Below are 13,279 nucleotides of genomic sequence, written 5' to 3'. Positions count from 1 at the left end.
GCGCTTGCCTGCAAAAAGCTTGAGCTCTCAATCAGGCATTAGCTCTGATCTCTTGAAATGACTTGCCTGCACCCTCGAGGGTGGCCTCAAGGCGACAAACTGTGCGCAGCCTGCGGATAATGACGTCACAATAGAGCGGGTCGATTTCGATACCGTAGCCGCGGCGGCCCGTCCGCTCGGCCGCAATCATGGTGGTGCCGGAACCGGCAAAAGCATCGAGGACAATGCCCTTTCTATGGGAGCAGTCCCGGATGGCATCTGCCACTAGCGCGACCGGTTTGACCGTTGGATGAAGGGCAAGGTCGGAACGCTCAATGCCGAAGCTGTTTACGCAGGCGTAACTCCACACATTCGTGCGGTAGCGGCCGTGCTTGCCGAGTTCGACATTATTGATGTGAGGGTTAGCCCCTGCCTTGAAGACGAACACGAGTTCATGCTGGGAACGATAGAGCGATCCCATGCCGCCATTGGTCTTGGCCCAAACACATATATTCTTTAGCTCATGATAGGCGTTGCGGCCGGCTTGCAGGATTTTCGTCGACATGGCGCCAATGCATCGCGGAGTCCTTCACTCAGGGACACCAGGTGTTCGTTCTGGTGCATTTCCGTGAAGACCTTGACCACCACGCTCTCCCTGATCTCCGCGTGATCAGGCCGAAATCGGCTCGGTCCAAATTTCGCTCTCCCCATCGAACTTGAAGAAGGTCGCAGCCTGCTCCTGTGTTGGCGCGAGAATCGAATGCACTAGGCCGCTCCTATAGGAAAGCCCTCCTGAACAGCACGCATGCTGGCTCAGCGAAGGCCAGATGAGCGATTACAAGGGGCTGCGTTGATGATCGATGCGCTACCGCCCGCGAAGCAGTTACGCGGCGACAAGGGATAGGACGCCGACTGGTTCCGCCAGGCTCTCGTGGTCCAGGATATCACGGCCTGCATCCCATCGAAGTCCAACCGCGCAAAGCCGATCGAACATGATCGCATTCTCTATCGCGAACGGCACAAGATCGAGAATACGTTCGGTAGACTCAAGGACTGGCGGCGCATCCATACCCGCTACGACCGATGCGCTCATACCTTCTTATCAGCCATCTGCATCGACAACTGCAGTCATCTTCTGGCTCTAATCAATGAGTCCTGACCCTAACGAGCTAGTGCCATATTTACTGTCGCAAATTGAAAGCGTACCATGCGAGTATGCGTCGTTCAGAAGCAAAAGTCGTATAGACAATTATTAAGAGTAGCGTTCGACAAATTAGCCTAAAATCCGGTTCAAACCCGGCGCTCCGGAGAGGGGCTAGACATGGCTGAGATAACTCAACTGACATTTGTAGGTGACTGGCGGATCACAGTGCTCAGCAAGAGCGCTGGCTGGAGTCAGCGGGTAGCGACGACCGGCTCGAGCGCGGGCACCCTCTTCGTCAACGGCGTTCCGGGGCAATCGCTCGATATCCTCGGCAACGGCACAGCGCCGTGGGTCCTGCGCATCGAGCACAACGACGGCTCAAGCGGGTGGCAATCTAACTGGTTGCGCTCAACCTCGTTCATGGCCGGAGTGCGGATATCGATGAACATCGTCTCCGAAGATATCACCACCGGAACGGATGGCGATTTCAACGACCTGATCATCCGGGTGGACAAGCTCGGGGCCATTTCACAGCGCGTGCCGCCGTTTGCGATCCGTCCCGAGACGATGCAGGCGATGCCCGAAGGGGTATTTGAGGCTACTCTCGGCCGTTATTTCATGGCCGTTCGCGTGACAAACATCTTCACGCATGCGTGGCCCTCATCAGCGCGCGTGGGGCTCTCCGCGAGATGCCGCGCTTGGCTCGCAGCGGGCGGCATCAACGTGGTGGACGCCTGGAGTGCGAACGAACAGGCCACCTTGGGTCAGACAGTCCTCAATGGCCGGGTCGCGGCGGGTGGACTGCCGGCGTGGGAATCACGCCTGATCTACTTCAAGGTCGAGGTATCAGCGGCGCAGGTGCGCAAGCATCAGGTGGAGCTACAGGTCGATACCGATTTTGGCGCCGAGGCAATAGAGCTGATCAGCAAGAAGGCGAAGGCGCCAATTCAGGTCTCGCGCACAACCTTCGATGCGTCGACCAATATTTTCACCTCACGATGCGACGTCGGCACCATGACGGCCGCAATCAAAGAGCTCACCGTCGACTACAACTCGTTCAAGCGGGCGCTCGGTGACGCCCGCCACTTCATCCGCGAGGGCGGCGGAGGGGGAGGGGGAACAACCACTCCCACACAAGGGTGCGATCCACGCAAGCTCGAACAAATCCGGGCGCAGCTCCGTATGTTTCTTGAGGGAAAGAGCGTCGACATCTGTGCAGTCTGGCGCGACCTTGCGTGTTGCTGCGCGGGATGCCAGCACGATGGAGGGGGCGACGATTGGACCGCCTACCCCGGGGCCGGGGTGTCGTTTTTTCTTTGGCCAACGAAAATCGACTACTCCGTGGATTATCACTCACCATTTGCGGGCCAGTTCGGACCGATCCCATACGATGACCCGTGGTGGAAGGTACTGCTGATCATCATCGCCATTATCCTGACGATTGCGGCCTGGGCATCGTCGACGGCAGATCTCGCGAACCGCGGCGACAGCGTGTCCATTGGGTTTCTTACCGGTTCGATCCTCAATGCGCTAAGCGCGAGGCAGGCCATCGATCCCTTGCCGACGGACCCTGGAACGATCGACGCAGCCGTGGTCACGCTAGTCGGCAATCGTGATTTGACGCCAGCCGTATTCACGGAGCTGGACGCGCAGAGCGGAGAGTTCTTCACGACCACGCCCATCGTTGGGCTCGACAGCACGATCGACACACCCGGCACGTTCCTGACGAACGAACAGATCGAGGCGATTGTGCAGAACCTCGCGGACAACCCCTCCGATCCGGCCGCACAGGCTGCCGTCCGCGCCTACAAGAGCGGCGCCCGCAGTGGCCTCGGCCTCGGGGTGGTGTCGTCGGTGGTCAGGCAGTTCCCACGCCTCACGGACGACGGCGGCGTGATCTGGATGATGAACCAGGTCTCCTTTACGCAAGACGCCGACACGACGGACTCTCTTTCCTGCTCCGGTGACTCCGGCTCGCTCTGGTTCCAGCAGGGCACCAACGCGATTATTGCGCTCAATCACGCAGGGCTGGAGTCCGGCGTGACTGCAGGCGCCTGCCGCATAGAAGACGTCATCAATCAGCTTTCCATTCGCTTCGCGTGAGGGACAAGCCATGGTTCAGAAAACGGTCATTCCTGAACGGAAGACTCTCGCGGAAGTAGCGGCGGCGGAATCGAGACGCCTCATCAATGATCCGAACTTGCTGTCCATGGGCATTGGCCTCAAGTTTGTGAAAGGAAAGCCAAGGCTTTCCGCGGCTCTACAGTACTACGTACGCGAGAAGGCCTCGAGCCACGACCTAGAGAAGCTCGGAACGACGATGATCCCCGGCGAAGTGGGCGGCTATCCGACGGATGTCATTCAGGTCGAGATTTTCCGGACGCTCGCTTGTCCACCAGACAACCCGCCGACGGGGGATCGCGGCAGCGAGATCGAGAATCCTCTCGTTGGCGGCACCTCAACGACCACCCTCGGCAGTTTCCACTCATTCCCGACCGGCTATGGAACGCTTGGGGGCATCTGCTTCGACGCAGTGAGCGGCGACGCGATGGCGCTATCGAACGCCCATGTATACGGAGACTCCCTCGGAGCCGAAGGTATTCAACCATGGCTCCCGACTAACGAATATATCGGCGCTGCCATCGCATGGTTGGCGTGCGGAGGCCCACTTACGCACCTCTTCTTTTGGACAGCGCCAAGTGCGGCCACGACGATCCTCGACACCGCTGCCGCGATCGCCTGGTTGGCCGCATCCGCGTCGGATGCGGAAGATCCAAACCGCTGGGGTCAGCGCACCACTGCGGTCCCGCCGGGTGGCGCCCTGACGGAGCGCGAGACCATACGCCTTGACGCCGAGATACCGCATCTTCCGTTCCCGGGCCGCACCTGGAAAGCGAAGACGAAATGGGAATACACCCGGATCGCAACGAGTGGTTCAACGACCGGCACCGTCGATGCGGAGCGGCCGAACGAGCATACGCTGATCGGCAAGCGTGTGTTCAGCGATCGCCCTGTTTATCGCGGAGGTGACCGCGTGAGAATCTGTGCCGAGATATGGACGCCCGCACGGGAGAAAGTCCGAGAGCTGTTCGTCGTCGCACACCTTTTTCCAATCGCCGATCCTTCGCGGATCACGAGGCGTGTCCTAGCGGAAAACGAAGTCTGCAAGCGTTTGGACGACAAACTGGAGAAAGAGCAAAAGCCGATCTGTATCCAAGGGTTCACGCCACAAATCCAAGGCGTGGCGCAGATGCTCTTTCCAGTTGTAGAGGCACCGTTTCGTCTCTGGAGCCGCACCCCTTCGACTGTCATCGACGGAACGGCTCTCGGCATTCCGGCAGGTGAAGCAATCTACGTCGCGGTTCCACCATGCACCAACGCCGACCTGGACGTGCTGCACCGCGGGAAACGTATCCACGTGAGGGCGATCGGCGCAAACGGGGACGTCGTCGCTGAGGCGACCTCCGCTGACCAGCCCGGCGTGGTACAGAAATTGCGACTCACCGGGCCCGAAATTATTCGGTTGGACCTCGAGGGCGGAGGCGGCGACGGCGTCCTTGCTTCGATCTGCACCGACAAACATCGCATCTCCGCCGATCCATGGAAGGCGATGTCCACCTACTATTCTGGCACATTCGACCTGCCTCTGCAGGAGCCGGCCGGAAAGTGGGCTGCGGTGGTGATCTCGCAGAGCATGGATATGTCACTCACCGGCGGTGACCCGATCTCTGCCGCACGCCGCCTCGGTGGCATTGTCAACTCTGCCAACATTCAGGAGCAGGGCGAGTGCACCTGCACTCTCCTTTTTGATCACACGTTCGACGTACGGTAACCCTGAGAAAGCGACGTCGCGGTGTGATTGCCGACCGCGCAAAGCTGTCGGGTTTTGGCACCCACACCATAAGCATACCTGCCGGCAATGCGTCGAGATCTGCGAGGAATACGCAAGGTCGTGCGAGCAGGCTGGCGACATGTGTCGTCACGTGGCAGCGTAGGCGAGAGGCGCTCCAGGACGGTTCAGCGCGTCGCGAGCAGGAGCGCGCTGCGTATAGCGACGCACGCACCAGAAACGCGCAATGGAGACGTATATTGCACGCAGCGTCAATTCTTCGTGCTGATGCCACACACTGCTGGTATGAGGAACAGCTTTATCCGTTTTGTAAACAGCAGACACTAGCGCGCTAAATACCTACCAATGTTCCGATGATTAGAATTGCTGCCACAACTATCTTCATGTCGCCTCATCTTTCATGGCCGCCCTCTTTCCCTTTGATCACTGAGAGGGCCGGAACTTTTCGAGAAGAAAAGAATCGTGAGCAGTAACGACGTATCCTCGATCCCCCTGAGCGAGTGCGGGACGCCCCCTTCGAGATACACCTATTGACCTGCCGAAAGTTCAAGTGACGTTTCAGGTAAGCCGAGCAGAGCCCGACCTTCCAGGCAATGCAGCGTGATGGGACCATCAACTTGGTGCGCCTTGATATCCGTGCCAGCGTGAACGATGAGGCGCACGACCTCGAACGCTTCCAATTTTACGACGGCGGTTGTCCGCGCGTCCTTTAGCTTCGGCCCCAATGGTGCGAGGTCAAAAACTTCTTCGGGACTGGCGCGGTGCATGGCCATTGCGCTCATCTCCCTCTGCCGGATGCAGTAGGTCAGGTATCGACTCGATATTGACCCATATTTAAGTCACCGAAGTAAAGGCCAAGGCGGCAAACAATTTCTTCAAAATCCATCCATGTCCCTCGAAGTTGCCGACGGGGAGCAGGCGGATCGCGTTCCTCAATTTTTAACGTCAGCTCGCTTCAGAGCGTTCGGCCTGGATCGCTTGAAATGTTCTGCCTGCACCTTCGAGGACGGCCTCAAGGCGGCATGCTGCGCGCAGCCTGCGGATAATGACGTCGCAATATAGCGGGTCGATTTCGATACCGTAGCCGCGGCGGCCCGTCCGCTCGGCCGCAATCAAAGTCGTGCCGGAGCCGGCAAAAGCATCGAGGACAATGCCCTTTCTATGCGAACAATCCCGGATGGCATCTGAAACCAGCGCGACCGGTTTGACCGTTGGATGAAGGGCAAGGTCGGAACGATCGTTACCGAAGCTGTTCACGCCGGCGTAATTCCAAACATTGGTGCGATAGCGGCCGTGCTTGCCGAGTTCAACGTTGTTGATGTGAGGGCTAGTCCCTGATTTGAAAACGAACACGAGTTCATGCTGAGAACGATAGAGCGATCCCATGCCGCCATTATTTTTGGCCCAGACACAGATATTTTTTAGCTCCTGATAGGCATTCCGGCCGGCTTGCAGGATTTCGCTGACATGGCGCCAATCCATGCATTGAAAGTGGATCGAACCATCGACGGAAAATTCCGCAAGGTGCGCAAAAACAGATGTCAGGAACGCCGTGAACTCCGATGGTGACATCTCGCCCGAGGCCATTGCGAATTCCCGGTGCTGCACGCTGCCCAAACCTCCAACGTGACCCGCGATCGGAACATTATAGGGCGGATCGGTAAAGACCAGCTGCGCGCGGGCTCCGCCCAACAATCGTTGATACGTTTCCCGTTGCGTGGAATCGCCACAAATCAGGCGATGACTGCCTATTTGCCAGATATCTCCGAGCCGCGTCACAGCGGGACCTGAGGGAAGTGGGATGTCCGTATCAGTAGGCTCGTTGCTGTTGGCGATGTCGAGTTCGCCGATCAGAAGATCAATTTCCGGCAGCTCGAACCCGGTTAAACCGACATCGAAATCGATGTCGAGGCTGCTCAAATACTGAAACTCCAGCCCAAGCAGGTTGCGATCCCAGCCGGCATTTTCCGCAAGCTTGTTATCGGCGATCACATAGGCGCGGACCTCAGCTTCGCTCATCGCCGAGAGACGGACCGTCGGAACCTGGCTTAGGCCCACCAGTTTGGCGGCTGCGACGCGGCCATGCCCGGCGATAATGCCGTTGGCATCATCGACCAAAACCGGATTTGTAAATCCGAACTGCGTGATTGCTCGCGCGATCTGGTCGATTTGCTTCTTGGAATGGGTTCGAGGATTGCTCTTGCGCGGATTGAGGGCTGCGATGTCCTGATAAACGATTGAAAGGGGCGTTTCGATTTTGCTAGTTGCGTCCACCTTAAGTCTCCATTTCGATTCGGAGACTTGCTTAAATTTGAAACAGGCAGGATTCATTCACAAAAAGATGGGCGTATTTTTATGAATGGACGCGGTTCAAAAATGACCGCCAATCCATGTGCGGAAGCCAACGCGCGGTGAGCATCTTTGCAGCACGCTCATGGGGTGGTCCAACCCACCACTCTCTTTCGCGAATTAAAGGCCATCCGGTGAGGCCCCAACGTTTCTCGCGCGCCTTTAACCATGAAAGGTAACGAGGATACATCGCAACAGCCAGCTGCAAATGCATGCTCTGCAGCGCTGTAGCAGGAGGACGGCCCGCAGGCTGCTTCAGCTTGCCTCGAAGACCCTGGGCGATAATCGGGTTCAGCCAGGATGGAATTATGTCGCTCGAATTGGCCTCCAACAGGTCAGCGAGCTCGGGCGAGGTGGGAAATCGTCCCTGGGCAATCGCTCGCTCCCAAAAGCGGAAGCTGCTTTTGTCGAAGTGATCGTAGATGCTGTCGGTCTTCTTCTCACCAGGCGTCCCGAAATGACTTGGAGTCGGCTTCGATGCCGATGCTGGCGCAAGCTCGGGCTGCTTGGTCGATTGAGGATTCAATGACGTTTTTGCCTGATGACGTTCCTTGCTTTCCGTCCATCATTCGCTCCTCAAGTACGATCATGCCATCGGGTGCTAGGCCCGAAAGACGCATCCCAAGGCATGCAGATGCTACCCGCGATATTTCCATTTCGAAAACCTCGCGTCCGGCTTGATGCCGATTGTCGCTCAAAGCGATCAGCGACAGTGCAACGCATTTTCAGCATGAATAGCGAAGGTAGACTGCCTACGTAGCTTGCCCTCGGCGTCAACAGGTTTGGTGATGCCGCAGGCTGTGTCCACTGCGAGGCCAGCGTCTCGTGAGGCGCGGCCGCTCATTGACTTAGGTAACCCCACTTTCTCTCGAAGGCCAGTATAGCTTCTCCGAGCGGGGATGGCAGGCCGTTTCGTGCTTTCTCGATCTCTGCGTCGACAAGCGCTTGATCTTTCGAGACAGCAGGGACTGTGGCGTCTGCTTCTTGGTTTGGCTCGTAGGGGAGCGAAGGATCGCGGGCCGCTCTTGCATTGTGCTTTTCAGCCTGAGCCATCCATTCCTCGGTAGTCAAAGGACCCGACACCATCAGAAAGCCGCCTTGCTGATCCTCAGGCGATGGACTGAGTTTGTTCGAAATCCTCACTAATTCGGCTACCATGGACGGCTTTCCGCGTGCGGCCTCTCGTTTCAGTACGTCCAAAATACATTCAAGGACGGTCTGGCAAACGGGCTCACCGTCGTAAGACCCCCGAACCTTTTTCAGGGCGACCCGCCGCACGATCGAGCGCTGACTGATCGCGCCTTTTGGCCTACCCAGACGGTTGCCTGACTTGCCTTTGAGAAAGCGGTATTCGACCGGGGGCGGCTTTCGGCCGCTCGCAATCTCAGCCATTGTTCTGCCCCCTTAGAAATTGGAGGCGTAATTCCTTAATCTGCGCTTGATCTTGATCATATTCGACCCGCGCCGCCTCAAACAGTTCAGGATCCAGGTGCGAGATGCCCAGGATTTCCTGCACTTTGTCGTAGAAGAATTCCGGGTGGATGTGCTTCGGCCCAACGAGGACGCCATGAGTTTGTTTGGCCGGAGGCGGATCCAACAGGCCCGCTCCTTCAAAGATCTGGATAATCTTCTTGATAGCGCTCGGCTTGCCCTTCATAGCGTCTCTGGCCAAAGAAAGCAGGGCGGCTTCGAAAGGGTGCACCTTGACACGCTTGCCGCCTCTTTCCGTGTCAAAGGGGCGATTGAGGTGACTGACGAGATCAGGGACTTTATCTTTTAGGCTCGCCCTGCGATGCGCGGCGAGATTGCCCTTTTTGAAGCGATACTCAACAGGTGGCTTCTTGTAACCGACGGAATACTCACGGGGCATGGACTGCTCCTCGATTTGGAGCCGGCATAAAAAAAGCGCGGCTCCGGTGAAAACCGAAAACCACGCAATCTGCCCATGCAGCGTCGAGGTACCTTAAGAATAGCTCCGACCCATGCCGGCTCTCTATTCACAACGGGGCAGCGCAACGACCCATGCCGCATCATCGACACCCGTCTCAGGCCCCCGGCCAATAAAACGATTTACCGCGTCGATCAAGTCCAGATGTGGAATGCCGATAAATCCAGCGCGACGAGTGCCGTTCTTCGCGTTGGCTAGCGTTCATTCCCCGTACGCCGCGTCACAAATTCCCGTTCCAATTTTCGCGGGAATTTATAGCGTAAGTCCCTACAAACACGCCGTTGTTCGCCATGCCATACGCGCGAAAACGATCAAATTCGCATTTTTGCCCTGTTAATTCCCGTAAAGCTCGAAAGACCGGTTCGCATCCGACTGCGTCCGCCACCACCCAGTTCGTAGGGATCGAACTCGGTGGCACATCCGTCAATTTTTCGCACAAATTGCAGGGTTTTGGCGATCTGTCTGGTCTCTGCGCGCGTCTCTGGCCTTAAAAATATCGTCGAAGGGCGCTCGGTCTCTGCATCGAAAAATCCCGTTCCTGGCCGAGCGGCAGAGACAGGTTCGCTGACTGGGTGGGGCAGCGAGTTCGGCCGCTGCAACCCGTCGGGGGAAATGCCAGAAACGCTCTGTCGTGACTCGGCAGACCAGAAGGACGGTGCCGCTCGTCAGGTCGGATCGAGACCTAGCGCTTCGAACTGACGATCCCATTCAAGCGGAAGCTCGCGCAGTTGTTCGAGACCGATGCCACGTGGCAACCGACCTTCGACGGCGTTTGTCGTGACGCTGCGGAGTACTGGATGCCCGCCCATAGTCGAAGGACGCCGTTCTTCAAACGTCTATGGCGGGCATGACAACCGCGATTTGACGCGATCGCATCAGGGTCGAATGCTCAATCGATGAGGTTTGTTATCGCATCCATGAGTTGTCATGGCATGAAAGGCAATGACATGCGCAAAACGCTCCAGCCGCCCGACTAAGCGGACACCCGCGGCCGAACCGCATCCACCGCCTCGCGGCGCGTGAGCCAGGCGACGGCGTCGGCGATCGCGTCGTCGATCGGGTGGGGCAGATAGCCGAGTTCGGTCTCTGCCTTGCGCGTGTCCAGCGGGATCGAGCGTAGCGCGATGCGCACCGCCTCGATTGAGACGCGCGGCGTGCGGCGGATCATCTGACCTTCGAACCATTCGGACGCCGCGCCGATCGCGAGTGCCAGGGCACCCGGCAGCGCGTGTACGTTGGTGCTGCGGCCGCACAGGCTGCCGACCCGCCGCGCGAGCTCGCGCACGCTGACGTTCTCGCCGCCGAGAATGTAGCGTTCGCCTGCCCGGCCGCGTTCTCCGGCCAGGATGAGCCCGGTTGCGACATCCCGCACGTCGACAAGGTTCAGTGTCGAGTCGAGCACCATCGGCGGCGGCTTGCGCGCGAACAATTCGAGCATCCGCGTCGGCTCGGTGAAATTGTGATCGCCGGGCCCGATCGGAACGGTGGGATTGGCGATAACGACGCGCAGTCCGTCGGCTGCCGCATCGCGCGCGGCCTGCTCGGCCATGAATTTCGATCGCGTATAGGGGCCCGGCATGTCTTCGGCGCGTTGCGGGCTCTTCGTCTCGCCTCTGCGGTATGGAAACAGGATCGCTTCGGTGGAGCAATGGACGATGTTCCGCACCCCTCTCTCGCGCGCCGCGGCGAGGATGAGCTCGGTGCCGTGTTGGTTCACGCGTTCGAAGTCAGCGGGGTTCGCCGTCCACAGGTGCGAGATCGCCGCCAGGTGATACACGGTATCCACGCCGTCCAGCGCGCGCCGCACGTCGTGCGGGTCCAGGATCGTGCCTTCGATGAATTCCGGCAGGGGTCCGGTCGGCGGCGGTTGCAGATCCAAGACCCGGACGACGTCGTGCCGGCGGTGAAGCGCTGCCACAAGGTGCTGCCCAATGAATCCGCTTCCGCCTGTGACCAGGACGCGGCGACGGCCGGCCGGCGCCGTTTTAACGGGAGGTTGCAGGGTGATAGGTTCCACGTCCGCCGGCTCCAAGAGGGTCGAGCCCCCGGTGATGGAAAAGATACTACGCTGGCTGGCCGTTCCACCCTTCAATGATCCGGATGCTTTCCGGGTTCAGCAGGTGAGCTCCCCAGCCCCTGCTCGCCAGTTGCTCCGCCGCCCTTGGCCGGATCAGCAGCCAGGCGGCTGCAAACAGGGTAGGAATGACGCTCGGCCAGTCGATGCGCAGGGGTGTCAGCTCCTCCTCGCTGCCCCGGTAAATACCCGTTCGTGTTAGCAAACGCCGGCATTCGCGCAAGAGTTCCAGCCGCGACCGCGTCCGCATGGCGCATCCGAGCAGGGCCTGTAGAGCAAGGTGCGTGCGCACGCCGGCGCGGCCAGGGGGCAGCGGCTCCGGCGAGGAGCCCCGCGTCACCTGCAGGAGCAGGCTCAACAGGTCGTGACCAGCGAGCAGGGCGTTCATCGGCTCGACCAGCCGCGGGTTGCAGTCGATGTAGCGGACGTCGTCCTCGCCCGCCGCCAGATAGTCCACCGACAGGGCACTGTGCCAGTCGAGGTGTTTTCCGATGTGCGTCAGATGCTCGCGCACGAGCGGGCGGTTGACGCTTTCCTTCACAGCGTCGCCGCCGCCCGCGCCGCGGACGATCTGCCGGTAGGCGTGCATGCCCAACAGTCGCCCGCGGTCGAACACCGCCTGTGCATGCTCCACCGGAGCTTCGATGAGCTGCTGGGCGACGATGACGTCGGTGAACGCGCCGCCTCGCGCGAGCTCCTTGACCGCGGCTGCAAGCTCGCGCGGCCCCTTCACCGGCCACACCGTCCGACTCGCCGTGCCGGTCGCGGCTTTCAGCATCAGCGGAAAACGCTCGAGCGCCAGCACGTCCTCGCGCGTCTTGACGAGCTGCGTGCGCGGCTGCGGCAGGTCGAGCTCGCTCAGGAGGCGGCTGAAAGAGGCTTTGCTGTGCGCCTCCTGATACGCGGCGTGCGACGGCAGCGCGACGGTGACATGGTTTTCGACCGCCTCGCGGATTTTCGAAAGCGCATATCCCTGCTCGTGGATCGGCAGCAGAACGTCCAAACGCCGCCTCGCGAGGAGCGCCAGCACGAAGATGACATAGCCGGCCGGATCGACACCCAAGCCCGGGCAGCGATGAAATCGCCGCACGAACCGCGAGAAGCGCCCGAGGCAGCGCGGATCCGGATCGCACACCTCGACATGATGCCCCTGCATCCCAAGAATCGTGATCGCCTCCCGCGCGGACGTGCTCGATCCCTCAGACAACAGGATCCGCAGCGGCGAAATTTTTGCCCTGCCGCGCCGCAGCTTGGACGGCGCCGCCCCCGGCGAAGACTCTTGGCATGGCCCGGAACGCAAGTGCAGTGTCTCCTCAGCTATCATGGCGTGAGGGTCCGAGTCTCCCGCAGAAATTTCATTCCCGCCAACATCACCATTATCCCGCTGCCGCCGAAATGCCCTGAACTCCACCCGGTCGAAAGTATCTGGCAGAATATGCGCGACAACTGGCTCTCGAACCGCATTGTCCGTCGTCAGATAATTTGAGACAGCTCAGGCGTTCTGCGAAGGGAGGTCTGGCTCATTTGGGTTAGAGTTTAGGCGACCTGCAGTCGATGCTGCAAGCGACGGTTTGCGATGGTGTCGCGCTTGATGCGCTGACGTTCTGCGAGGATCGTCTCAGCTCTGCCGAAGTAGACGTCAGCCGGGGTCAGATTGTCGATGCTCTCGTGATAGCGGACATGATTGTAATGTTCGACGAAGGCGGCGATCTGCCGCTCGAGATCGCCAAGTAGATACTAGTTGTTGAGCAGGATGCGGTTCTTCAGGGTCTGGTGCCAGCGTTCGATCTTCCCCTGGGTCTGGGGCTGAATGGGACATAGCTGGCGTCGTGCTGCTTTATGAAGGGTTTGAACGGCGTCGATCTGCCCGTCTACTTGAAACGTGCCTTGGGGGAAATGCCAGAAACGCTTCCGCCGCGACTTGGAAAGGCAAGA

The 13,279-nt window shown here is 59.3% G+C and carries 11 protein-coding genes and 2 pseudogenes; 4 read left to right on the top strand and 9 right to left on the bottom strand.

Going from position 1 to position 13,279, the window contains the following annotated elements; genetic code table 11:
- Window positions 1–31: 31 nt before the first annotated feature.
- Window positions 32–544, bottom strand: a complete 513-nt coding sequence (locus ACM561_RS13525) for a DNA-methyltransferase (RefSeq protein ID WP_425905652.1) — start codon at window positions 542–544, stop codon at window positions 32–34.
- A gap of 366 nt (window positions 545–910) precedes the next feature.
- Here ACM561_RS13525 and ACM561_RS13520 point away from each other — a divergent pair, with 366 nt between their 5' ends.
- The 3 genes from ACM561_RS13520 to ACM561_RS13510 all read left to right on the top strand — a co-directional run bounded on the left by ACM561_RS13520 (window position 911) and on the right by ACM561_RS13510 (window position 4,955).
- Window positions 911–1,138, top strand: coding sequence for a transposase (locus tag ACM561_RS13520; RefSeq protein ID WP_425905651.1), 228 nt, complete (start codon window positions 911–913; stop codon window positions 1,136–1,138).
- A gap of 162 nt (window positions 1,139–1,300) precedes the next feature.
- Window positions 1,301–3,226 carry a hypothetical protein gene (locus ACM561_RS13515; RefSeq protein WP_425905649.1) on the top strand — a complete coding sequence of 642 codons (1,926 nt, stop codon included), beginning with the start codon at window positions 1,301–1,303 and terminating at the stop codon, window positions 3,224–3,226.
- A 10-nt stretch (window positions 3,227–3,236) separates the two neighbouring features.
- Window positions 3,237–4,955: a hypothetical protein gene (locus ACM561_RS13510; protein WP_425905647.1), complete on the top strand. Its 1,719-nt coding sequence runs from the start codon at window positions 3,237–3,239 to the stop codon at window positions 4,953–4,955.
- Between the two features lie 545 nt (window positions 4,956–5,500).
- Here the strand turns inward: ACM561_RS13510 and ACM561_RS13505 are convergent.
- The 7 genes from ACM561_RS13505 to ACM561_RS13475 form a co-directional block, all read right to left on the bottom strand.
- Window positions 5,501–5,746 (bottom strand): cupin, encoded by a 246-nt coding sequence (locus ACM561_RS13505; RefSeq protein WP_425905645.1) that lies wholly within the window; start codon window positions 5,744–5,746, stop codon window positions 5,501–5,503.
- A 172-nt stretch (window positions 5,747–5,918) separates the two neighbouring features.
- Complete coding sequence (locus ACM561_RS13500) at window positions 5,919–7,247, bottom strand: site-specific DNA-methyltransferase (RefSeq protein WP_425905643.1); 1,329 nt, start codon at window positions 7,245–7,247, stop codon at window positions 5,919–5,921.
- Between the two features lie 915 nt (window positions 7,248–8,162).
- Window positions 8,163–8,714 (bottom strand): DUF5681 domain-containing protein, encoded by a 552-nt coding sequence (locus ACM561_RS13495; protein ID WP_425905642.1) that lies wholly within the window; start codon window positions 8,712–8,714, stop codon window positions 8,163–8,165.
- A complete protein-coding gene (locus tag ACM561_RS13490; RefSeq protein WP_425905640.1) occupies window positions 8,707–9,192 on the bottom strand; it encodes a hypothetical protein in 486 nt (161 codons plus the stop codon). Before ACM561_RS13490 ends, ACM561_RS13495 begins: the two co-directional genes overlap by 8 nt.
- A 743-nt stretch (window positions 9,193–9,935) precedes the next feature.
- Window positions 9,936–10,079, bottom strand: coding sequence for a hypothetical protein (locus tag ACM561_RS13485; protein WP_425905639.1), 144 nt, complete (start codon window positions 10,077–10,079; stop codon window positions 9,936–9,938).
- 164 nt (window positions 10,080–10,243) lie between these two features.
- Window positions 10,244–11,287 carry an NAD-dependent epimerase/dehydratase family protein gene (locus tag ACM561_RS13480; RefSeq protein WP_425905638.1) on the bottom strand — a complete coding sequence of 348 codons (1,044 nt, stop codon included), beginning with the start codon at window positions 11,285–11,287 and terminating at the stop codon, window positions 10,244–10,246.
- Between the two features lie 46 nt (window positions 11,288–11,333).
- Window positions 11,334–12,644: a hypothetical protein gene (locus ACM561_RS13475; RefSeq protein ID WP_425905637.1), complete on the bottom strand. Its 1,311-nt coding sequence runs from the start codon at window positions 12,642–12,644 to the stop codon at window positions 11,334–11,336.
- A 57-nt stretch (window positions 12,645–12,701) separates the two neighbouring features.
- Here ACM561_RS13475 and ACM561_RS13470 point away from each other — a divergent pair.
- A pseudogene (locus tag ACM561_RS13470) lies at window positions 12,702–12,815 on the top strand (IS630 family transposase); the annotation flags it as partial.
- Window positions 12,816–12,880: 65 nt separating this feature from the next.
- On the opposite strand, the pseudogene ACM561_RS13465 reads toward ACM561_RS13470, so the two are convergent.
- Window positions 12,881–13,159 (bottom strand): annotated as a pseudogene (locus ACM561_RS13465) (integrase core domain-containing protein); the annotation flags it as partial.
- Window positions 13,160–13,279: the final 120 nt, after the last annotated feature.

It is taken from the genome of Nitrobacter sp. TKz-YC02 (genome assembly GCF_049852135.1).
Taxonomy (GTDB): Bacteria; Pseudomonadota; Alphaproteobacteria; order Rhizobiales; family Xanthobacteraceae; genus Nitrobacter; species Nitrobacter vulgaris.
The sequence above is the reverse complement of the archived record's forward strand: the minus strand, read 5'-3'. Positions and strand labels throughout refer to the sequence as shown.

Bases quoted from the DNA above. Each gene is read 5' to 3' on its own strand.
- ACM561_RS13485 (WP_425905639.1), bottom strand. From the start codon at position 10,079: ATGGGCGGGCATCCAGTACTCCGCAGCGTCACGACAAACGCCGTCGAA.
- ACM561_RS13505 (WP_425905645.1), bottom strand. From the start codon at position 5,746: ATGGCCATGCACCGCGCCAGTCCCGAAGAAGTTTTTGACCTCGCACCA.
- ACM561_RS13495 (WP_425905642.1), bottom strand. From the start codon at position 8,714: ATGGCTGAGATTGCGAGCGGCCGAAAGCCGCCCCCGGTCGAATACCGC.
- ACM561_RS13515 (WP_425905649.1), top strand. From the start codon at position 1,301: ATGGCTGAGATAACTCAACTGACATTTGTAGGTGACTGGCGGATCACA.
- ACM561_RS13490 (WP_425905640.1), bottom strand. From the start codon at position 9,192: ATGCCCCGTGAGTATTCCGTCGGTTACAAGAAGCCACCTGTTGAGTAT.
- ACM561_RS13525 (WP_425905652.1), bottom strand. From the start codon at position 544: ATGTCGACGAAAATCCTGCAAGCCGGCCGCAACGCCTATCATGAGCTA.
- ACM561_RS13510 (WP_425905647.1), top strand. From the start codon at position 3,237: ATGGTTCAGAAAACGGTCATTCCTGAACGGAAGACTCTCGCGGAAGTA.